Genomic DNA, 23,061 nt, shown 5'->3' with positions numbered 1-23,061 from the left:
AAGATACAAATCCGCTATCAGGTTTTATTTTTTATCTGCATGTTTAAGCACTTTGTTAATCATTATTTTATTGAATTTTTCAGATTCTTCAAAAGGTGGATTATGTCCAGATTTATTAAAATCAATAAATTCTTTTTGAGGAACTTTTAATTGGCCAAAATATTTTTTTGCTTCCGAATATGATGTGGTATAGTCTGCTATACCTTGTAAAAAGTATGTAGGCACTTTTAATTCTGTTATTTTGGTTGTTAAATCAGTTTTCAAGACTGTAGGAAATAATTTGTATAGTGATAGCATACTGCCATCCATAAAATGTTCTTTATCATAATCAGTTAAATCTTTACTTTCGGCAAAGGCGCTCATCATCATTTTCGCTCCATCCATTTCGAACATTGCACCTCCGTATTTACCCAAATACCCTCGTTGTTTAAAAATCCAAGACATAATTTCCTCTGGCGTTTTATCGTCTATTGTTAACTGCCCTAATTTGTTCAGGTCATCAATAGATTCAATATCATTTGCCTCTTTGGCTTTTTGCAAGACAAACTCGTAACCCAATTGTTCGCTTATTAATTGATTTGCTATTTGTCCAGTACCTATGTATGCATAGTAATCTTCTGGGTACTTGAAAACTGTATTGATACCTAAAAATGAACCCCAAGAATGTCCTAACAAAAATATTTTTTCCTTTTTAAATTTTTTCTTTAGATAGCGTGTAAGTTGGTGTGCATCTTCAATCATTTGGGGGACATTTATTGTAGAATTTGGAATTTCCTTGCTAAAAGATTTCCCTGCACTACGTTGATCCCAATGAACAACTAAAAAATGTTTTTCGAGTTCACTATTATATTTTCTGAACATAGGCATTTCTGAGGTTCCTGGTCCACCGTGAAGAATTAATAATAATGGATTAGATTTTGATTGTCCACTAACAAGAATGAATTGTTCTATTCCTTCAATTATTACATATTTCTGTTCCGAAATACTGTCACTCTTTATAGTTTCAACTTCAACATTCGTCTTGTTAGAAGAATTTTGTTTGCAGGAAGTTAGAACTAAAGTAACTATAAGTATGGGTGTAATTACTCTTTTAATAGAGTATAAAAAGGTTGATTTTTTAATACATATTTCCATCTTCAATTTTTCTCAAATTCTGACTAACGGTAAAATTTACTCTTCGAATTTACTCTAAAATTTCATCCGTTAGCTTAAGAAGTTAATAGAGTTTCTTTATGTAGGGAATTAAACACAACGGTTTGAATAAACCATCATTTTAATGTGGTTTATTTTGTGTTGTACAACGTTTATTTTTCATCAAACTTCCAACTTGATTTCTCCATAATAACTTTCATTCTACCTTCATGCTCCTTTCCTCGATAAAAAAAGATGGCTATGGGTTTTTTCTGATCAATTTCACATGAATAATCATCCAGCCCTAATTTTTTCCAGTATTTGAAAGCCTTTTCCCATTCTCCGCTACTTGATATAATATCTACCATTCTGTTGCTATATGCGGTTTTTAATAATTCAACTGAATCTAATTCTACAGCTAATTTTACTATTTCAATCGGACATATAGTGTTTTTCTTGCTTTCTTGGGAGAACAAAGTAGAAACAGTCAATAGAAATAGTATGATGAATGTCAGTTTCATTAGTTGTAAAACGTATTTTACTTAGTTGTTAATTTCCAATTTTCTAAAACTAAAGAAAGAATAATATCATTCCACATCTCAAAGTTGGTCAATTTAGGAAGAATTGGTATTATACTTGTTGAAATCCATTTATCGTGCCCTACAATAAACATATGAGCATCATATGTAAGTGTTTTTTCAAAAGGATTTGTTATGGTAAGCATCATCCTTTCACTTTTTTGGTTTTTTACTTCCTGTTTAAATTCAAGTACAATAGTCTTTTCCGGATTAAGGTTTTCTTTCACAACTTTCATTGCTATGATACTATCTTTTGATATTTCAACTTCGATATTTATCTTTTCTGTTGGGTAAATTTGTAAAACATTTTCCTTAACAAAATAGGGGGTTTTATCAATTTTTTGTTTGTAAAAATTTATAGTGTCTATAGCAACAGTCAAATCAAACGATTCTCTGTGAGATTTTTCATTTTGGCTATTAGTCACCCATACAGAGATTAAAATTACAAATAAGGTTAAATATTTTTTCAAAATTTGATTCTCATTATGTTTTACAATGTTCCGGCTATGGTTAGTGCAGGAATTAAAAGTAGTGAACTTTTGATTAAGCACTTAGCCAAAACTTTTTATTCTGTTTTAGCTTTTTCTTTATAATGCCCACCTAAGGACTACGACTACCAAAAATATGAAATAAAAACAAAGTCGTAAATCAAAAGATTTGGCGGACTTAGTTTAAAACCCTAAACTTTGGGTTAAGCGCCAAAAACCGTATTAATTATAGGACATCGTGTTAGGCATAGTTTTATTTTTCTATTAGTATCCATTCTGAAAAAATTGCATTATCATCAATCAAACTTCTATATTTTTTTATCTGTCCAGTACAATAATGCTTGTAAGTTTTTAGGTTCCTTTGGTATTCTAGTTCATCATATTCGTCATCATCAACTAAACCACATCCGCGACCATACATTCTGAGCCTATTATATTCTTCAAATTTTTCTTTTGAAAATGTTTTGTTACTATCCGAATCCATATTGATATTAATAATTGTATCAGAAACTATTTTATAATTAAAAACCTCCTGTTTGTAAAATGCGTTCGTAGTTTTAATTAGAAGGCTATCGTCTATTAATTCTTTCGAACAGATAGATGAATAATAAATTCCGTCAAAATCTGATCGCATTGCTTTAATCAGTTTATTTTCTTTATTCATAAATTCAACAATTACAAGGTGTAAAGTGTCCTTAGAGTTTTTATCAGTAATTAACCCTTTAATTGTATAAAATTTTCCATTGTCATTTTTTTTATTTGTTTGAGCAAAGGAATGTAAATTAAGTATTAATACAATTATAATTATTAAATGTGTTCTCATTTTTGAATTCTGACTAACGTCAAATTATTATTTTAATATTTAGTTGTTTAGGGTTTAGTCAATCTTCCCAAAAATTCGCTCAATTCCTATTCTTTTTTTAATGATGTTAGCAATAGAAATTAATAGAGTTTCTTTATATGGGGAATTATGCATTATTTGTTGTCTTTAGTTTTTTGTTTCCGCATGAAATATTTTAAAATATTCTTTAAACATGAACTTTCTATTCCGTTTGTAGCCTGTTAGTTCTGTCAATATTTCCAGATCGATTAAATCTTTAATTAACCTATTCGCAGTTGATGCTGAAATTTGTAATAGTTCTGAAACTTGTTTTGAATCTATAATTGGTATTTGAAAAAGTTGTTTCATTAATAGTTGACCATTTTTAATCTTACTTCCTAATTTAGGTAATCTTACTGTTTCAATGTTATTCTTCAAGGCTATAATATCTTTAAACACTTGTATTGATTCTTTCGAAGTTTCGATAACACCAACTAAGAAAAACTTAACCCATTGTGTTAAATTACTTGTAAGACGCACAGTCATTAAATTATCATAGTAATACCCTTTATTTTTTTCAAAAAAATCAGATAAGTAAAGAGATGGTTTCTTTAACACATCATTACTAACTAAATAAAGTGTAATTAAAAGTCTGCCAAGTCGACCATTACCATCTAGAAATGGATGAATTGTTTCAAATTGATAATGTGCAATTGCTATTTTTATTAAGTGAGGAATATGATTCTCTTGATCATTAATAAATTTTTCTAAGTCACTCATTAATTCAATTACTTCTGAATGATGCGGAGGAATAAAAATAGCATCTTTTAATGTTACTCCTATCCAGTTTTGACTTGTCCTAAACTCACCTGGCATTTTATGCTTTCCTCTTACTCCAGAGAGAATTATTTTATGGGTATTCCTTATAAGTCGGCTTGAAATAGGTAGTTTTTCTAATTCTTTTATTGAGATGTTAATTGCTTTTATATAATTTTGTACCTCTGCCCAATCATCTCTTTTTTCAGGATTGATATCTTCTTCTTTAACTAGGGCTTCCTCCATATTTGTCTTTGTTCCTTCAATTCTACTAGAAGTTGTTGCCTCTTTTAGAATATGCATTGTAATAAAGAAATCAACATCAGGAATAATCTGTGAAAAAGCATTCAATTCTCCGATTAGTCTATTTGCTTCTGATAATAATTTATTCACTTCGGGAGTTGATACAATCCATTCGTGATTAATTTTCTCAGGGGAAAATGATTTATATTCTATTTGTTTAATGTGCTTTCCAGAAATGAAATCATTTAAATCCATAATTTTATTTTTTAGCTAAAACACAAATATAATATTTTATATTTTCAATTAATTGGAATAGTGAAAATAAGTATTTTCAAATTTTCATTAAATGCGAATTTAGAAATGATTGATTTTTTATTAATGCCGACGTGTTTGTGTAAGGAAAGTTGCGTGTTTTAAGCGCTAAAGTTCGTAAGTAGGCTTTTATCAGCAATTTTTTTTATAGTGTTAGGCACTGGCTTTATTTTCCCCCCAATAACCTCGATAAAAACCCTTGTTTTACTTTTTTCTCCACAATCCAAATCGGTTTATCTGATGGTCTTATTATTTTAGTATTCGCACCAGATTTACCCCAAGGGAATCCAGTTTTAATTGGTTGGTCGGTTAAATCTGCTACCAAAAATATTTCTGGTAAATCAACTTGCGCATTCTCAAACTTATAATCCTTTTCATTTCTTTCCATTATTCCGACTTTTTCAGTCCAAATTTCCATTACTGTTTTTTTGTGAATTATATTAAGAACTGATTCGTTTTCTTTTTTTATAAATTCGTGAATTTGCTCAATAAATTCGCTTAAATTCTCAGAATGTTTAACAATAACTGCTGGGTCATGGCAAACATAATATACTGAATTCCAATTTCCTTTTTTATCGATGTCTAGAATCCAAAAATTGCCAAATTCATCTCCTGTAAGTGGAATTGAATTAGGGAACATTTCTTCAAAGCCAAATTGGCCATAGGTATCAAATCTCACTGCTTCTAATCCATAAAAATCAAATCCTATACTAAACTTCAAGAGTTCTTCTATTTCTGATGGAAGATGATTATTTGGAAGCTGTTTTTTGTATTCTGAAATTTCTTTGTTTGTCATTCCATCCAACAACTGTATTTTATATAAATCTCCGTTTTCAGATTCATACTCATTACCTAAAATAGATTCTAATTTTTGTTTTGGATTCATTTTTCGTTTGAGTATTTTGTGCTTGTGCCTAACGGCTCTTGTATAATGCATATGCATTATACAAATTGTTGTAATACGTTTTATTTCTTTTATTTTATCTTAATGATATTCTAATTTTCTAACTATTTTACTAGCTCTATATTGATAGAATTTAGTCGTCCAATTATCATATTTATCATATTCATACTCATATTCAAATTCATTATTATCATACTTTAACTTAGAAGGTATTTTTTTGTCACTTATAAGATTAATGAACATTTTTAGCATTGTACTTTCATCAAAAGGGTTCTCTTTTATATATGCTTTATATACATTTTTTTTGGTAACATCATTTTTGGCATTTAATAAGAATGTTTTCATTTCAAATTCATAAAACTCATTATTACTGTAATGATATATGTCTTCACGTATTAGATTGTTGTTTTTGTCATAAGTATAATAATGAATCATCTTATTATCATTAAGGTTCTCGAATTTTTTAATTTTTCCATGTATATTATATTCAATCCTATATTGTAATTCTTTTGATACTAAATGGTTATCTTTATCTATATTGCCTTTTTTATCAAATAAATGTTTGTTTTTATATTCTAGAAAATAGACATCTATATTATTTTTGTTTCTTTCATAAATAATACCATACTTGTCAAAAAGACTCATCTTTATTTCTTTACCAAAATAATAATCCCATCTAAAATCTTCTTCCTCTATTTTTTCTGTTTTTATTACTTTATTCCAAACTCTATTAAGGACATTTGTCTTTTTAGAGTCAATTTTATGTTTTTTTGAATTTCTGTAGTAGTATGCATAGGTGCCTAAAAATACTCTTTCTATAATATTCCCTTCTTTGTCTAAACTATACTTGGATGGTCTATACCCTTCAGGGTATCTAATTGAAGATTCTTTATATTCATTAGAATTATAATCATATACATACAATTTAGTGATTAAATTTTTTACATTTCCTTTAACGCTATGTAAATAGCCACGATTAATTTTAAGGTCATATATGTTGTCTTCAGGATTATACTCTATGATTTGAGAGAAGCAAATATGACAACTACAAAAAAGATTGATGATTAAGTAGAAAGTGACTATGTATGTTTTTTTTAGCATAATTTAAAATAAAATCTAAAGAAATTTTGTCTGGTCTATTTCGTAAATCTTTAGGACGAGCAAAATGTATTACAACGTCTCTTGTATGTTGCGTTTGCCTACCGAAGGCGGCATATGCAATATACAAATTGTTGTAAGTAGTTGTTATTATTTAGTTAACCTATCTGTTTGGTGAAAGGCTTCGATTAGTTTTTTATTAGACTTTAAATTGGGGATTAATTCTCTATCTTCCAATAAACAGTAACATTGATCTATTTTAAATGGAGTTGCTAATTCAAAATCTCCTTTCGATAAATCGGAATGAAAATGATAGGTTGAATACCAATTTACAAGGGAGCTACTTAAACTTGAAACAAAATACCCCGTAAATATTGGTTTTCCACCATAGGTTATAACGTACTGTTGACCATCCCAAATATACTTTCTGTCTAGGTTTTTTATTATTCTATCAAGTCCACTTTTACTTATTCTTAACTCACCTTTTTGTACATTGAAGTTCCCTATTTCTGAATCGTAAACAATAGGATTCTTATTTAAATCAATTTTTGTAGCAATAAATTTTCCCTTAGGAGCTATATTATTTTGGATTGTATCCCATTCTTTAGTCACGTATCTACTCATAAAAAAATTGAAATCTTTTTCAGGAACATTCTGTTTTATGTACTTTATTAATGAATCAGATTTAGTAGCTATTATTGAATTAGCATTTAAAATTCTTTTATTCGTAAGATAGATTTCTATTTTTTTATTTTCCTTTTCTACAGTTTCCTTTTTAGAACAACTAAAAAGAAAAAGTGAAAGAAAAAGTATTATTAACGAATTAAATTTCACTTTGGGATTATTAGATTACTTACAACGTCTCGGCTATGGTTAGTGCGGGAATTAAAAGTAGTGAACTTTCGATTAATCACTTAGCCAAAACTTTTTATTTTGTTTTATCTTTTTTGTGTAAAGCCAAATCAAAAGATTTGGCGGACTTCGTGAATATACCCAAACTTTGAGTAAAGCACCAAAACCCGTATTAATTATAGTCATTGTTAGGCATAGTCATCTTATACGCTTTTTGTATAAAAAATAACCAGTCAAAATCTTTTTTTATTTTAATATCATCTCGAATTTCTTTAGCACTATTTGCTAAACTTATGGGGTTAACAGGAATTGGTAATGGAATATTTCCTAAAATACCTAAAATAGAGGTCTTTTTTAGGTTTGGTTTTTTTCTGTCAATGAAGTCAAATTTTGCGTCATTTATAAATTTATTTAAATCGGATTGAAATTTCTCTACATCTTTCGTTTTTAAGAAGTCTGTCGTCCAATCAAATATTTTAAGCCTAAAGTCTTTTATAAATTCAGATTTTCTTAAAATGATTATTTCATCCCAAGATAAGCCTCCAAAATCGATAAAATTAATTTTTTCTATTTCTCTAATAACGTCACCTTTATCAAACCTCTTTTCATTTTGATATGTATGTCTAAATGCTTTTTCGTGAATTTCAGAAAATAAAGCTGAGAAATCTTTAGATATTTCATTAGCTAGAGATAAAGTTTGAAAATCATTGGAAATACCACCAATGTATCCTTTTAACTCTTTATATTCATATCTTCCTAATTTCGATATAGAGCTTTTTCCAACTTTTTTCAAATAATAATCAGATACAAATTCAATATAATCACTTGAGTTTTCTCCTCCCCACATAGAGTCTTCGTGCTTGGGTTGCTCATTGATAGGTTTTTTATTGTTGTCATCACTTATAAAATCCTTAATAGAAAGTAATATTTTTTCAAGGTCAGCTTTATTCTTTATAACTTCTTTTGAAGCACCATTTAAGTAATGGAGTTTATCAAAACCATAAATTTCACTACCATCTGCTATAACTAACTTGTCAAATAAAATTGCATTTCTTTTCAAAAATAAGCTAGGGTTTTCAGAATAATATTCGGAGTGGAGTATTTGACTTTCGATTGTATAGATTCCGTACTTCATTTGTTTTTTGATTATGCCTAACACTGTTATATGTGCAATATTACACATACATCCGTTTGTACTTATTTATAAACATTTGTAAATGTTTGTTTTGTCATAATGTTGTATGATAAAGGTATTGCTAAATATCAATAATAAAAACATATGCCTTACAATACTAGTAGATTTTGTAATTAATCTGAGAGAAAAAGTTGTGATGACCTATATATTTAGAAAAAAGATTGGACTTGAAGTTGCCCTAAAATGATCTCACAGACTTGTGTCGAATTAAGTTTTATACAAATCTGTGAGGGCTAGAAACCTTGTTATAATTACTTCGAAACGTTTGGTGTAGTACTTAGTTCTTTAATTTTGTTTTGTATTTCTTTATTTTCTTCAAATTCTAATGATTTTTTGTAGTATTGGATCGCATTGACCGTGTCATCCATATACAGATATTTATTGGCAAGACTTACATAAGTATTTGCCTCTTTAGGAAACAATGCAGTATTAAAATCCAATACAGCTATGGCTTCTTCTTTTCTATTATCATAAAAAAGAACACTGGCATAGGTGTTTAATTCATACAAATTTTGAGTTTTATCCTTAAATTTTTTTACTAGTTTTTTGGTGTTTTTAAAAATATAGGAAGCTCCATTTTTAGTAAGAATATCATTCATTAGAATTACCGAACTATATTTTGGAGTATAGTTTTTAGAAAGTATAGCGAGTATATCTTCTTCTAAAGTGTTTTTTGGAGATTCTACAATACGATTGACCTCTTTTCCATCTTTATAAAAAATTAGAGTAGGTACCCGATGTATATTCAAACCTTCGTGTTCTCCTCCTGGACTTTGTTTATACGCCTCCCGACTTCGATCTACAGCTATAGTGGTGAGTCGATCTAATGGGAAATTACTTTCTTTTAATATTTTGTATAAACGAGGGACCTCACGTTTGCTATCTCCGCACCAGGTACCCATAAAAAGGGTAATCGTATACGAGGATAAATGTGTTTTTAAGGAGTCTATACTACTCTGTTTTGGAGTGTATTCTTTATAGTTTTTTGAGAACCACTCATTATACGGATCTTGTGTTAATCCCTGATTATTGATTTTACCAAGAAGCATAGGAGAGCTTCCTTCTGCTTTGATCTCATGATTAAAAGATTGAGCAGAAAGCGTGATTATGGATAAAATCATGGATGTAATGACACATATGATTGTTTTCATGTTAAGAAGGTGTTTATTATTGTTGTAAATAAGGCATATATAATCTCCTCCCATCAGGAGGAGATTTAAGGTTTAAGAATTGTTTCTCTCTTATCGAGAACTAATCGATTACAATGTTACGACTAGTCTATTTGCTTATAGGAGCTCCGCTTACAGCCTTGATTCTAGGAGTAACCATGGCTTTGATTTTAAGTATCTCTTTGCCTTTTTCGGTATTTGCGGTAATTGTTACTTGTTTGTTTTGTAGATTGGGTTTACCATTAGAGTTAAAAGTAACCATCATATCTCCTGTTGCTCCCGGAGCAATGGGTTCCTTTGGCCACTTAGAAACAGTACAACCACAACTACCTTTGGCACTTATAATAACCAATGGAGCTTTACCGGTATTAGTAAAGGTAAATTTATGTTCTACAATATCACCTTCATTAATAGCTCCGAAATTGTGATTGGTTTCTGTAAAAGCCATTACCGGAAAATCTGAGATTTTTGTATCTCGATTTTCAGAAACGGTAACGTTTTCTACGTTTATCTTTTTGGTAGCATCATCCTTACAAGATACTACAGCCATTACAAGTAGGCTAGCTAAGATTAGGAATTCTTTTTTCATGATTTCGATTTTTAAAATTATTAAAACATTATTTTTAGATAAGAGATATTAAACCTATCTCATATTAAATGGTACTTTATTAGCTTACCGGGAGAGGGGCTAGTATTCTGATAATTATTTAATTTGTTTAATCAGTGTAGACATATAGTTATTAAAACTACTTTTTGTTATACCAGTTACTTCTTTTAGAACACGAAAATAGTCTTCGTTTTTTTTGCCACAACTCAGTAATTTTAGGATTACAGAAAAATCTTTCTCTTTGTATAATTCTTTAACTAGTAATGCATTGAGTGTGTAGTCTACTCGTAATGCCTTATTTTTTTCGTTGCCATAATTTTTGTTCTCATTATAAAGAGTTAACCAGTTAGCATCAGGATTGGAAAGCACAAATCGTTTGAATTTTTGAAGAATTTCTTCCCAACTATAGCCCCAACTACCTCCATATAAAAAAGCACAACCTTCATCAACAGGTTTATATATCTTATTTGCAGGCAGTATTTTTCGTACTCTGCTGTGCCATAGGTCATGAGGGTCAAAATCTCTATAATTAGATGCAATAACGCCGTTAATGATTAGACTATTACCGTTTTCATAGGCTTCAATAGAATTATGACTATACCCATTATAATCTAATTTGAAATCTACACCAATTAGTTTCATGACCTCATTAAAATTTTCAGCACAATAGAATTCCATTGGTTGTTCTGGGATATTTAATATATTATCGTATTCTGCAATCTTCGAAGTGTATGCTATTGCTTTGGGTAATTCGAAATCATTCTTGAAATAAAAAGTGGTATTCTTTATTTTTTTTGTTTGCCAGGATACTGTATTCCTTTTTAGTGGAGAATAGAAGTAAAATTGGCCATCCCTCTCTTGAGCCATTATACTATAATTTGCTCTTAAAATAGGTTCAGTTTTATGTAGGCCGAGGTAATAAAACTGAATTAAATATTCTGTTTCATTGATTTTGATAATATTATTTAAATAGCACTTATAAAATTTTTCGTTTTTAAATTTGGTACTTTTCTCAATGTTTTTTATTTCATCAAGTAAAATTGAGGTTTCTAATAAATTTTGAGGTAAAACAAATGTATTCTCCCTATTGAGTCCTTCTTTTAAATTAAGAAACCCGCCTAATGATTTAATTAGCGTATTGGTTATGATCGAATCTTTAGGTAGTCTTGTGTTTTTAGGAACCAGAACAGAACTGGTTTGCCCATTTAGATTGCATAAAAATATAGTATAGAGTAGTAGTGTAATCGTTGTTTTGTTCATTTATTTTGATTTTGATAGCAATACCAAAAATGAAAACATAAGAGAACAAAATCAATAAAAATAGGTTTGAAAAGGGGACTAGACCCCAGGTGGATTTTTTATTACTTCTTCATATTCAATGATTTAACTTCATCTCTTGAGCTCACGTCAAGTTTTTTATACAGATTGTTGATGTGAGTTTTTATAGTGCTTATACTCACAAACATGGTAGAAGCAATCTCTTTATTAGTCTTATCATCAAGGATAAGGTCTAATACTTTTTGTTCTTGCTGTGTAAGATTTTTTTCAGAATTATGAGACGTTTTTACCTTTTTTCGGTAGTTCAGAAATTGAAAAATATTAAGTACTATAGCACATGCCAACACTATCCATAGCCACAAGTTTTTATATGAAACTTCCCTGGGGCTAATCATAAATTTATCTGAAGCTAATTCTGCTTCATATCGTTTGGTATATGTACTACTGGGGTATTTTTTTTGTAATCGTTCTAATAGGTTATCATAGTATACATTTTGCTTTAGATCTTCAAGATAATGAGCATATAAATTATTGGCTTTATCTGATAAAAAAGCATAAACATAAAGCTCTGTGAGTGGTTCATTTTGATCTTTTACAAAACGTTGTAGTGTAGCAAACCACTTTTTTTCATTGATCTTACGATTGGCTTCACTTCTATATGAAGCAAAGGCAAAACGCATTTCACCTATGATAGAGTCGACCTTGATAAAAGCATTACTTTTTTCGTTATTCGAAACAATTTTACAAAACATTTCATTATCAAAAGAAAAAGGTAAGGTAAGAGCATCTGTGTTATTTGCAATAAATAGAACTTCTTTACTATAAGGACAAAACCCATTAAAATGAATTGGCTTTTTTTCATCTTCAGAACATCCTTCTATATGAATCCTGTACATATGGTTTTGCAAAGGAAGATTATCTCCCGAAAAGCTAAAATATCCCATGGAGTCACTTACCGTTTTCTGAATAATCTGTTCGGGATAAACCCCTGATAACTTCCTGTAGTCCTCTATCAATGATAGATAAATATCTCCCGACCAGTTTTTTTTATCGACATAGCCAGAAAATTCATATTGCGCCAAAAGTATTTTGGGACTGATCAATACAATAAAGTATAGTATTAGAAATGGTAATTTCATGCATTTAAATATTTTCAAAACTTGTTATTGCTTGTTTCATTGTTTTTAATTTTCAAGCCAAGTTAAAAATATAGAAATTAATTTTACAGTAATATTGTAACATAATAAAATTGTCGTCTACTTATAAGTATAACATTTAATTTATTTTACATTACAAACTATGAGTATCTGGAGAGTTATATTGGCTATTTTTTTTCCACCGTTATCAGTATTAGATAAAGGTTGTGGATCTGTCGTAATAGTATTGTTGTTAACTATTTGCGGTTGGGTGCCAGGAGTAATAGCGGCATTGGTTATACTTAATAATCCAAAATGACAGAAAGCTCTTCTGACTTTTCTACAGAAAGCAAATAACGCAGTAAAAAAACAGAATTATTGTGATGAATCCATAATACAATAATTGTGGCATGCATTTGGTGGTATAAATTCAAATCTAAAATCAAGTCTTTATGATTAGAAAGTTATTTTTGTGTGTATTAACAATCTCGTTAACAGCTTGTTCTTCAGTTAAAAAGTATAATCAACAAATTAGCGAACTTCATAGCCCAGGAGAAATACACGATGATATAGATTTTATATATCATAAATTACAAAAACTACATCCGGATTTATATTGGTATATAAGTAAGGATTCATTGGATGAAAAAATAAACACACTAAAGAAAAATATAAAGAAACCTATATCCAGCATTGCATTTTATAAACGATTAGCCCCAGTAATTGCTAGTATACGACAGGGACATACAGCAATCTATCCTCCTTATAAAAAGCAAACAAAAAAAGAGAAAAAAATGAAAGGTAGAAGAAGCTATCCTTTTAAATCATTAGCTTTTCATAGTGTTGACAATAAGATATATGTCGAAAAGAATTACGAGAAAAATGATACCCTCGCAGTGGGTTCAGAGATATTGAGTGTTGATCATGAGAAAACAAGTGATCTATTGCTGTCTTTTCAAAAACTACATACGGGTGATGGCTATAATAGAACATTTATCCCAAAGTATACTGGTCATGGTTTTGGAGTGCTTTATGCCAGAACACATCAGCAAAAAGATAGTGTGCTAGTGAAGTTAAAAGCGGGAGATAGTATTTATTCTCGTTATGTACATGCCGGATATAGTAAAAAGAAAAAAACCGTAAAAAAAGACACCATAACTGTACCAGTAGTAAAACAAAGCAAAGCAGATAAAAAAATAGCCAGGAAAAAGAATAAAGCGGTGCGTAAACGGCACAATAAATATGGCTTTGATACATACAAAAAAGAATATAATAGAAATTTTAAATTTATAACAACAGATAGTACTTCTGCTATCGCTTATATAAAAATAAGAAGTTTTACGAACGGAAATTATAAAGATTTTTATGAAGAAAGCTTCTCAAAAATAGATTCTGCAACTAGTAAAAACCTCATTATAGATTTAAGAGGAAATCTGGGAGGTAGATTAGCAGAAATAGAAGAGCTCTATTCTTATTTGACTGATAAAGAGTATGTGTTTATTGAAAAGGCAAAAATGACCAAACGGCTAAGTTTTTTATATCCGATTTTTCATACTAAATCCTGGATCGGAAAAACCGGAGCTATATTATTCTCCCCGGTATTAACAACATACCAGTTTTTTAAGGTTAAAAAAGAAAATGGAGATCCTTATTTTAAATTTAAATATAGTAAACTCAGAAAACCTAAATCAAATTCGTATACCGGTAAAATTTATGTATTAATAGATGGGGAAAGTTTTTCTGCAAGCAGTATTTTATCTACTCATCTAAAAGCTACCAAACGCGCTACTTTTGTGGGAGAAGAAACAGGTGGAGCATATAATGGTACAATTGCAGGGTTTTTTGCATATATAGAACTTCCTAATTCTAAAATAAATATGAGAGTAGGGTTAATGAAAATAAATGCACCTCATACAGTAGAACCTGATGGTTTTGGGATAAAACCAGATGTTTATATCGAAACAAAAAATGGGATAGATAAAAACCTTGAGTGGGTACTACAAGACGTTAATAAATAAAATAATAGATATAATATATGGTCAAAGAAAGAAGAGTTAGAACGGGTAGAGTAATTATCCTTATTATGATAATAGCTATAACACAAAGTTGTAAGGATGAAAACACATCTTCGCAATCTGAAGTTTTATTAAAGTTATTTAATTTAAAAACGTCTAATGATTGGGTTATTACTATTCCTGAAACAAATGCTAAATGTAAGATTTCAGAAGTTGATACAGATTCTTTACATGTGGTAAAAGGCATTTATGTTGATGGAAACGAACGAGGAGAAGTTGTTGTCGATTATTTAAAAATAACAACCTTAAATCAATCTTCTGAAAATGAACAATATTTTATGGTTCCTTTCAAAGTTTCAAATCAGGGATCAGGTATTTTTAATTATATAGGTATGTTTGTTTTAGATTATGAAGATAAAACAATTAGGCAGATTGATTCTTATTTTTTAGGAGATAGAATTATAATAGATTCACTTAAATATAATGGAAGCGATACTCTTCAGATTCAACTTAAAACACATTCAGAACAACAAAGCTTCTCTGAAACTCCTGTAGAGACTAAAGAATTGGAAGTTAGTGTCAATAAAAACGGTTTTAAGACTGGTAAATAATTAGTATTTGCAAAGAAACTATGTGTAAAATAATAATTACTACTATACTATATTCTACAGTATATGTTGTACTATTTAATTTGCTTTTATACCATAGATTATTTCTTTAGTTTCTATTAACTCGATATGTAATATTTCTATTGGTTATCACTTTACGTATAGCTGTTGCCAGAGTAAATCTTACATTATCAGATAATGCTGTTATTCCTGTAAAACTATAAATATTACCCCCAAGAGATGTAGCTCCATAAATTGGAGTTTCGTCATTAAACAAGCCATCATTATCGGTATCTACCAGAAGCATTAAATACGATGTGGCAATACCGCTAAGTCCTGTTAGATCAAACCTAACATCAACGCTTCCTACATCGACTGGTGCTCCTAATGTACTGACTTCACTTACTCTCCATACTCGATCTAACCTCGACTGTATGCTAGTAGGTATATCTGTTACATTGTTTAAAAGTAGGTCTCCATTATCATGCCCCCACATCAGGAATTCATTATTACCCAATCCAGATGGGTTTAATATCCTTATGATACCGGTTCCTTGAGAATCATTATGAAGATTAGCCGCATCAACTCTTCCTATCCCCGCAACATCATGGTCATAATTCCCCGCTGCTATATCATCTTCATTATACACATTTATAGGGATTAGAATACTTCCATATTTGGCACTTAAGTAGTTGTCTACAATGATAGTTTGTGCAGTATTAAGGCTGTTGTTATATAGTAAGATTTCTAAAAAATCTCCACTTGCTTCATCAGCACCATTAGAATTTCTACCAATTCTGTCATAAGGAATACCTGCTGTAGTAGAGCCTATATTTAAAACTTGTGTTGCAGCATTTACTCTTACATTAAGATTCGTCGATCCTCCTGCTTTATGGTATGATATTATACTGTTTATACCAAATGGAGAAGCTATTGTAGTAGCATAATCTGCAACTCCATAACGAGTAAAACCAACTCTACTCGTATTAAACCATTGTTCTACTCGTAAAGAAGCAGTTGTGTTATCAAATAAAGAATGAGAATTACCTGTATTAACAGGGTTTATTACAAAATAAGCACTTGCATTAGTAAAAGATCCCGTTATGGTACCGTTCATAAATTGCGCAGCAGCCAAACCAGAATTAAAGTTAACAGCATTAAAAGTTCCTGTTGTATTATAAGTTGGCCGATTTGCTCCCGCCTGGGTAAAATTATTGGTATTACCACTATTATCAGACCAGGTGGATACTGCGGTTCCATTAATAGGGTTATCGGTATTATCACCATCAGCATCTATGTCATCGGATTTTAGCCATACCCTTAAAGAAGAGGTTCCATCAGATGTTCCTACTCCTCCTGGGCCATTTTGCGCAAACCCAATAAAAGACATAGAAAATAGAAGTGCATATATGTGTAATTGTTTTCTCATTTGATAATTATAGAACTCCTCTTAATTGTTTGTGTGAAGAAAGAATTACAATATTTATACTGAAAAACAAAAATAATTCTACCATTGTTTTCAAATTATAGGTAAAATACAAAAAAAAGAAACGTGAAAATAATAAATACGGTTTTTAAGCAAAAGATTACTAATTCTTAACTCAGAGCTCATTATTTTGAATACTTTATAATATTTAATTTACTTTTACATCACAGATCATGAGTGTGTGAAAAGACTAAATGCGATCTATAGTTTTTAATAAAAAAAATAGACCTGTTATATAGTTGTTCTAGTTTAAATAAATAATAAAATATATGAAAAGATTTAGTCTTTGTGTGTTAACTATAATATCATCTTTACTTTTGGTTGGATGTCAATTTTCTGAGAATTTAAATCTGAATGAGGATGGAACAGGGAAAATTACCATAAAATTTGATGGATCAGAACTCATGAAAATGGGAGAAGGGCAAGTTTCAGAAACGAAAAAAGAGAATATTGATTCACTAATAGTTTTTAAAGATTTTTTAGAAGAACATAAAGATAGTATTTCCAAATTACCAAAAGAGATGCAGGAAAGACTACAAAAGTTAAAGGATTATGAAATGCATATCGTAGCAAATTCTGAAGCCAAGAAAATGAATATGGATATGTACAAAGACTTTAAAGATGTTTCTGAGTTAGGTGATGTATTTAGTGATTTTAAAACTGCCATGGTTATTGAAGGCAAGAATAATAAAACTCCGGGAAATGGAAGTACAATGGATCCTCTTGAAGCGTTAACGTCGGAAGAAGGAGGAACCAAAGTGAAGTATAGTTTTAAAAATAACAAGTTTAGTAGAATTACAGAGATTATTGATGAGGAAAAGGTTAAAAAAAGCTTGGATAGCTTAGAAAAAGCCAAAATGTTTTTAGCAAGTTCTAAATATAAGCTGAAGTATACTTTTCCGAGAAAAATAATAAAAATGTCATCAGATAAAGCCACATTTAGTCTTGATATGAAGAGTTTTGTACTCGAAGTCGGGTTTATCGAACTTATGGAAAACCCTAAGATATTGGATGTCGAAGTAGAACTGGAAAATTAAAAAATTATCTCTTCACTTTTTTTTATGATGTATCTTTGTGAACTATGAATAAAAGAATTCAACTTAAGGATATTGGCCGTAAAGATTATAAAGAAACCTGGGGGTATCAAGAAGCTCTTTTTAAAGAGATTTTGGATATAAAAATCAAAAACCGAAGAGAAGCTGCTGGGCTTAGTACACCAAATTATTTTCTTTTTGTAGAACATCCACATGTATATACTTTAGGTAAAAGTGGGGATATCAGCAATCTGTTATTATCAGAAGAGCAATTAAAGGAAAAAGAAGCTACATTTTATAAAATCAACAGAGGAGGAGATATCACCTATCATGGTCCTGGGCAAATAGTAGGATATCCAATTCTTGACCTCGATAATTTCTTTACCGATATTCATAAATATCTTCGTTTTTTAGAAGAAATGGTTATTCTCACTTTGGCAGAATATGATATTAATGCCACAAGAAGTGAAGGAGAAACCGGCGTGTGGATTGATGTGGGCACTCCATTTGCTCGTAAAATCTGTGCTATGGGAGTTCGTGCCAGTCGCTGGGTTACGATGCATGGTTTTGCATTAAATATTAATGCTAATCTGGGGTATTTTGATCATATTATTCCTTGTGGGATTAAAGACAAAACAGTTACATCATTACAAGTCGAATTAGGAGTAGACCATGTAAATGTAGATGAAGTTAAAGAAAAGCTGCTAAAACATTTTAAAACACTTTTTGAAGCAGAATTTGTAAAACAAAAAACAGAAATTTAAATCTTCAGTTTTTCATACTAAAAAAGTTAATCCTGGGTTTTTATATACAATAACGATCTGATCTTTTTACAAAAGAAATGATTAAAATTATAAGTAGAAATGAAGGTATATACTTTTCTTAGTGCCCTTATGCTGGTATACGCATGTAAAACTCAAAATACAGTTGATTCTTTAAAAGAAATAGCGGTTGTTTCTGAACATCAAAATAATAAAGAGTACTGCCCGGAAGGCGGAAACTGTACTATCAAACTTTATAAGAATTCTTCGATGGTACTAAAAAAAGATACCACAGATAGATATTACCCTGTTATCGAAAAAGGAGATGGGATAGTTATCGAATTTAAATTTTTAATCAAAGGACCTGAAGGTACTGCAGATGGAGATTATTCTGAAACGATACATTTTGAAATCAATAAAACTACAGAGACTCTAAGTTTAAAAGGGGAAAAGTTAGAGCAAGTACATTTACTTTTTGGGAAACACTGTTTTTGTAGAGGAGAGGCAGGATATTATAAAGTTAAAGATGGAAATCTGGAGCTTCAAAAATCAAAAGACGAAATCAATATTGATATATCGTTTAGAATACCTGAAGTTTCCCATAAAACCTTTAATATCAAAGAAAAAATAAGCCTTTAATTCAAAAAAGTAAGTGGTGCATTTCTCAATGCACCGCTTACTATAATTAACTATTATCTACTATTTACTCTTGTATAAATTGAAAAGATTTGTACTTACCTTCACCTCCAGGGTTAAGTTTCAGGATATATAATCCCGATGGTAATGCACTGGTATTGATTGTTTTTTGTGCTAATTTACCTTTCATTACGATTTTGCCAAGGACACTTACAATTTCATATGAAGTGTCTTCTTTAGAAACAATTACATTTAGTAAACGATCTCTTCCTATAGGATTAGGGAATGCGAATACTTCTAATTGTTTTGTAGTCGTTGTATCGTCAATGGTTATTGCGGATCTTGCAGAAGGGTTACTGATTGTAAATGTTGTAGCTTCAGAAGCTCCGAAAGATCCTCCAGAGGCTATAGTAGTTCCTTCTGATGTAAAGGTGTAGGATCCATCACCATATGCACAGCAAATACCATCACCATAGGCGTCATTAAGTGTAAAAGTATAAGTCCCCGGATCCAAACACTCTGTAATAGTTAATGTTGATCCATCAGGCTGAGTGTCATATGTTCCTCCTGATGCAATAACTTGACTATTACTATCAGTAATTTGCCAGCTTGTTTCTTGTGGGTAATTATCAAAATTAAGAGTTAATACGACATCAGTACAGGTAGTGCCTGATCCTCCACCTCCACCAAGGCTTACATCATCTATTGCCATATCACCTTGCCAGGTAGTACCCGTAACACCATTAAATCGTAATTGTACAGTAGAACCTAAGTATGTATTTAGATCTACATTAGCAGGTTGCCATGAATTTCCTTGATTTCCTGATTTAGACCAAACTGTAGACCATGTAGCACCATTATCATTACTTGCTTCTAAAGCCAGACTACCCATAGTTGAAGCTCCATACATATGATACTTAAATGAGAAAGTAGCTTTTGTTTGAGCTGTTAAATCAAAGCAAGGAGAATTAAGAATCGCTCTTTTGGTTGGGTAATTAGGTGAAGATGATTCCATATATATATAATGAGTTCCTTCAGAAGCACCAGAAGGTCCTGTATTTCTTGATGGAGTTCCGTTAGTATTTACTGCCCAGTCAAAATCATCTCCAGTTGCCTGTTTCCATGCTCCAAGAGTATTTTCAAATCCTTCAGCATATGGGAATGATGAAATCTCTCCAGTACAAGAAGAACCTCCTGTAGATGGTAAGGTCGTAATATTTACGGTATTACTGGCACTAGATTCGTTGCCCGAAGCATCTTTTGCTTTTACGCTAAAGTTATAAGCAGTATCTGGTGATAATCCGGTAACCTGATAAGAAGTAGTAGTAACGGTTGTGATCACTGTAGTACCTCTATAAACATCATATCCGCTAACTCCTACATTATCGGTAGAAGCATCCCAGGAAAGATCAACAGTAGTTTTTGTAATATTAGAAGCTGCTAAATTAGCAGGAGCTGTTGGTGCTTGAGTATCTGGTTGTGAAAGCGTAGTTGCATTGGCAGTGTTACTGAAATTAGATTCATTACCTGCTGCATCCTTAGCTTTTACTCTAAAACTATATGATGTATTTGCTGATAACCCGGTCACTTGATGTGAAGTAGAGGTTACTGTTGTAATTACAGTATTCCCTTGATAAATATCATATCCTGTAACTCCCACATTATCTGTAGCAGCATTCCAGTTAAGATCAACAGTAGTTTGTGTGATATTAGAAGCTGCTAAACCATTAGGAGTTGTTGGAGCTTGAGTATCTCCACCGCTTCCTCCAGAGATTTCAAAATTAGCATTAGAAATGTCATAGAAAATGTTTCCGGACCCTCTAACCATTATTCTGTTCTGTGTTCCTACAGCATTTGGAACAGTGATGCTATGAGAACCATCATTAGGTACTGCAGAAGCAATTGTTGTTGTATACGTATTTCCTCCATCGGTAGATAATAAAATATCTACGTTTGTAGCATTAATACCATTAGCAGTTGTTCCTGCTACATCCCAGGTAACGGTTTGCGTAGATCCCGAAGCCCAGTTAACATTAGTATTGGGTGCATTAACGACAAAAGGCCCAGCTGCACCTGCAACTGTTATTTTTGAATCGTCGCTGGCACTACTAGCGCCACCAGATGCATTATCTCTTACGGTAAGTCTAAAATTCATTGTTCTGCTTACAGAAGGAACAACCTCCCAGGTAGAAGACGTTTGTCCCGAAATAACTGTAGGTAATGCTGGCATATATCTATCAGGCGAAGCAGTTGGAGTCAAAGATCTAAAAGCAGGACCGTTTGTTGACGTAGCAGCAGGTGGCATGGTTGCAGGTTGTGCATCCATTTGCTCCCAGCAATAGGTTAGGTTGTTCCCCGAATTAGCATCAGATCCATTACCTTTTAATACAAATGGTGTTGAGGCAGGAATCGTATAATCCTGTCCTGCATTGGCAGTAGGGGCTGCATTACCGGTATTACTTTGAGCACCACATGTGCTGTTTCCTTGCGAAATATTCTGCCACATTTCCTGAATGCTGATCGCATGAAAATAAGCATCACTATTGTTTTGTACGTTTGGAGAACAAATACCAGCATACCCCATAATCGTAGAAGCACTTCCTGGCTCTACAGATGCATTAGACCTCTGGCAACTATTGTTTTGAGTATGATTTCCACCGTATTGGTGTCCCATTTCATGAGCAACATAATCTACATCATATGCATCTCCGATAGGGCGGCCACTTCCTGTGATTCCTCGTGCTTTAGAATTTGTACAAGGAGATCTAAGTTGTGCCAACCCTCCTCCTCCGGTGCTAAATGCATGTCCGATGTCATAATTGTTAAAACCAATAGCATTGTCACAAACAGTCTGACTTTCGTTAATTAAAGAGTTTGCATTACTATTACTTAAATTATCAGTATTAGCATCGAGAAAAATGATATCAGTATTATTATTTACCAATACCATGGTTAAAGCTAGATCTCTTTCAAAAATACCATTTACTCGAGTCATGGTAGTGTTTATAGCAGAAAGTACAGCTTCTTTTTTTACCTGATCAGAAGCACTAGAACTAATTCCCTGATTATTTATATGAAATTGTGAATATTCTCCAGTACATGCGATAGCTAATCTAAAAGTTCTAAGCTTACCGTCATTAGCATTTTTTAAAGCATTGAATTGTTGATTAGAAAAGTTTGATTTAACGTTTTCTTCAACAAGACACTCGAAATTATTAGGATCAGCAGGTAAGTCTGCTTTAGCATAACAGATATAACTTCCTTTATCTTTTGTATAAGGGTCAATATAAATAGTTGAATGATTTCCAGAGGTTATCATGGCATGTAAACCAATTTTTGAGAAACTAAATCTGGCAATAGATGTAGGATCATCAATTCCATAACCAACAAAAGATTGGATACTGGGAAATCGTTTTGCGAGCCCTTCTTCAAGAACAGAAGCTTCAAGAATTCTAAATTTTTGTAGTACTCCTTTTGCAGTTGGAAGTTCGATAACAATACCTGAACTTTTTTGCTGTACTCTTGATGGCGTACGTTGCAAGATAGATCTTAACTCTGTAGTGTTTAAGTTAAATAGTTGATACTTAGTTGGAGTTGTTTTTCTAAGTTCTTTGGATTTGGCTTGTGCTTTTGCAGGAGATACGGGACTCCATAGTTGTGCATTAACACTAATACTCACTAAAAAGAACGCGAGCACCAGTATTTTGTTAAAAATACTTGTTTTCATAAATTGAGTTTGGTTTGTGTTAGTAAATTTGTGTCGTTGGCTGTACAACTCCTAAAAATGAAATTTAGTACCTGGGAAATGATATTTAACATAAAATAACAATAATCCGTGTAGATTCTTAATTTAATGTTAAAGAAAATATATTGGTTTATTGCTACAAAATGGTA

General features: G+C 31.2%; 21 protein-coding genes. 6 read left to right on the top strand and 15 right to left on the bottom strand.

Features of this window, described 5'->3' with window-relative positions:
• Positions 1-24 precede the first annotated feature (24 nt).
• The 13 genes from ATE84_RS23820 to ATE84_RS23760 form a co-directional block, all read right to left on the bottom strand.
• Positions 25-1,134, bottom strand: a complete 1,110-nt coding sequence (locus tag ATE84_RS23820; RefSeq protein WP_101450293.1) for an alpha/beta fold hydrolase — start codon at positions 1,132-1,134, stop codon at positions 25-27.
• 170 nt (positions 1,135-1,304) lie between these two features.
• Complete coding sequence (locus ATE84_RS23815) at positions 1,305-1,652, bottom strand: hypothetical protein (protein ID WP_101450292.1); 348 nt, start codon at positions 1,650-1,652, stop codon at positions 1,305-1,307.
• Positions 1,653-1,669: 17 nt separating this feature from the next.
• Entirely contained in the window at positions 1,670-2,179 is a 510-nt protein-coding gene (locus ATE84_RS23810; protein ID WP_101450291.1) for a hypothetical protein, read from the bottom strand.
• A 271-nt stretch (positions 2,180-2,450) separates the two neighbouring features.
• Complete coding sequence (locus tag ATE84_RS23805) at positions 2,451-3,020, bottom strand: hypothetical protein (RefSeq protein WP_101450290.1); 570 nt, start codon at positions 3,018-3,020, stop codon at positions 2,451-2,453.
• 165 nt (positions 3,021-3,185) lie between these two features.
• Positions 3,186-4,331, bottom strand: coding sequence for a Fic family protein (locus ATE84_RS23800; RefSeq protein ID WP_199176907.1), 1,146 nt, complete (start codon positions 4,329-4,331; stop codon positions 3,186-3,188).
• A 223-nt stretch (positions 4,332-4,554) separates the two neighbouring features.
• Positions 4,555-5,274 carry an SMI1/KNR4 family protein gene (locus tag ATE84_RS23795; protein ID WP_101450288.1) on the bottom strand — a complete coding sequence of 240 codons (720 nt, stop codon included), beginning with the start codon at positions 5,272-5,274 and terminating at the stop codon, positions 4,555-4,557.
• Positions 5,275-5,373: 99 nt separating this feature from the next.
• Positions 5,374-6,393, bottom strand: coding sequence for a hypothetical protein (locus ATE84_RS23790; RefSeq protein WP_101450287.1), 1,020 nt, complete (start codon positions 6,391-6,393; stop codon positions 5,374-5,376).
• A 147-nt stretch (positions 6,394-6,540) separates the two neighbouring features.
• Positions 6,541-7,224 (bottom strand): hypothetical protein, encoded by a 684-nt coding sequence (locus ATE84_RS23785; protein WP_101450286.1) that lies wholly within the window; start codon positions 7,222-7,224, stop codon positions 6,541-6,543.
• A gap of 190 nt (positions 7,225-7,414) precedes the next feature.
• The gene (locus tag ATE84_RS23780) at positions 7,415-8,377 is read right to left on the bottom strand and encodes a hypothetical protein (protein WP_143273699.1); all 963 of its coding nucleotides are present in this window, start codon (positions 8,375-8,377) and stop codon (positions 7,415-7,417) included.
• A gap of 311 nt (positions 8,378-8,688) precedes the next feature.
• Positions 8,689-9,588: a thioredoxin family protein gene (locus ATE84_RS25935; protein WP_143273698.1), complete on the bottom strand. Its 900-nt coding sequence runs from the start codon at positions 9,586-9,588 to the stop codon at positions 8,689-8,691.
• A 127-nt stretch (positions 9,589-9,715) separates the two neighbouring features.
• Positions 9,716-10,195 (bottom strand): DUF1573 domain-containing protein, encoded by a 480-nt coding sequence (locus tag ATE84_RS23770; protein WP_101450284.1) that lies wholly within the window; start codon positions 10,193-10,195, stop codon positions 9,716-9,718.
• A 114-nt stretch (positions 10,196-10,309) separates the two neighbouring features.
• The gene (locus ATE84_RS23765) at positions 10,310-11,473 is read right to left on the bottom strand and encodes a hypothetical protein (protein ID WP_101450283.1); all 1,164 of its coding nucleotides are present in this window, start codon (positions 11,471-11,473) and stop codon (positions 10,310-10,312) included.
• A gap of 101 nt (positions 11,474-11,574) precedes the next feature.
• Positions 11,575-12,630, bottom strand: coding sequence for a response regulator transcription factor (locus ATE84_RS23760; RefSeq protein WP_101450282.1), 1,056 nt, complete (start codon positions 12,628-12,630; stop codon positions 11,575-11,577).
• A 160-nt stretch (positions 12,631-12,790) separates the two neighbouring features.
• On the opposite strand from ATE84_RS23760, the gene ATE84_RS23755 reads away from it, so the two are divergent.
• From ATE84_RS23755 to ATE84_RS23745, 3 genes are all read left to right on the top strand, one after another.
• The gene (locus tag ATE84_RS23755) at positions 12,791-12,946 is read left to right on the top strand and encodes a YqaE/Pmp3 family membrane protein (protein ID WP_101450281.1); all 156 of its coding nucleotides are present in this window, start codon (positions 12,791-12,793) and stop codon (positions 12,944-12,946) included.
• 133 nt (positions 12,947-13,079) lie between these two features.
• Complete coding sequence (locus tag ATE84_RS23750) at positions 13,080-14,645, top strand: S41 family peptidase (RefSeq protein ID WP_101450280.1); 1,566 nt, start codon at positions 13,080-13,082, stop codon at positions 14,643-14,645.
• Between the two features lie 17 nt (positions 14,646-14,662).
• Entirely contained in the window at positions 14,663-15,253 is a 591-nt protein-coding gene (locus ATE84_RS23745) for a hypothetical protein (protein ID WP_101450279.1), read from the top strand.
• A 106-nt stretch (positions 15,254-15,359) separates the two neighbouring features.
• On the opposite strand, the gene ATE84_RS23740 is transcribed toward ATE84_RS23745, so the two are convergent.
• The gene (locus tag ATE84_RS23740) at positions 15,360-16,679 is read right to left on the bottom strand and encodes a hypothetical protein (protein ID WP_143273697.1); all 1,320 of its coding nucleotides are present in this window, start codon (positions 16,677-16,679) and stop codon (positions 15,360-15,362) included.
• A 326-nt stretch (positions 16,680-17,005) separates the two neighbouring features.
• Here ATE84_RS23740 and ATE84_RS23735 point away from each other — a divergent pair, with 326 nt between their 5' ends.
• The 3 genes from ATE84_RS23735 to ATE84_RS23725 all read left to right on the top strand — a co-directional run bounded on the left by ATE84_RS23735 (position 17,006) and on the right by ATE84_RS23725 (position 19,170).
• Complete coding sequence (locus ATE84_RS23735) at positions 17,006-17,773, top strand: hypothetical protein (protein WP_101450277.1); 768 nt, start codon at positions 17,006-17,008, stop codon at positions 17,771-17,773.
• Between the two features lie 44 nt (positions 17,774-17,817).
• Complete coding sequence (gene lipB, locus ATE84_RS23730; RefSeq protein ID WP_101450276.1) at positions 17,818-18,534, top strand: lipoyl(octanoyl) transferase LipB; 717 nt, start codon at positions 17,818-17,820, stop codon at positions 18,532-18,534.
• Between the two features lie 99 nt (positions 18,535-18,633).
• Complete coding sequence (locus tag ATE84_RS23725; protein WP_101450275.1) at positions 18,634-19,170, top strand: hypothetical protein; 537 nt, start codon at positions 18,634-18,636, stop codon at positions 19,168-19,170.
• A 64-nt stretch (positions 19,171-19,234) separates the two neighbouring features.
• Here the strand turns inward: ATE84_RS23725 and ATE84_RS23720 are convergent, their stop codons facing one another.
• Positions 19,235-22,894, bottom strand: coding sequence for a reprolysin-like metallopeptidase (locus ATE84_RS23720; RefSeq protein ID WP_101450274.1), 3,660 nt, complete (start codon positions 22,892-22,894; stop codon positions 19,235-19,237).
• Between the last annotated feature and the right edge of the window lie 167 nt (positions 22,895-23,061).

The organism is Aquimarina sp. MAR_2010_214 (assembly GCF_002846555.1).
Lineage (GTDB): Bacteria > Bacteroidota > Bacteroidia > Flavobacteriales > Flavobacteriaceae > Aquimarina.
Note: the sequence above shows the minus strand (reverse complement) of the source record. Positions and strands in the feature narration are given on the sequence as shown.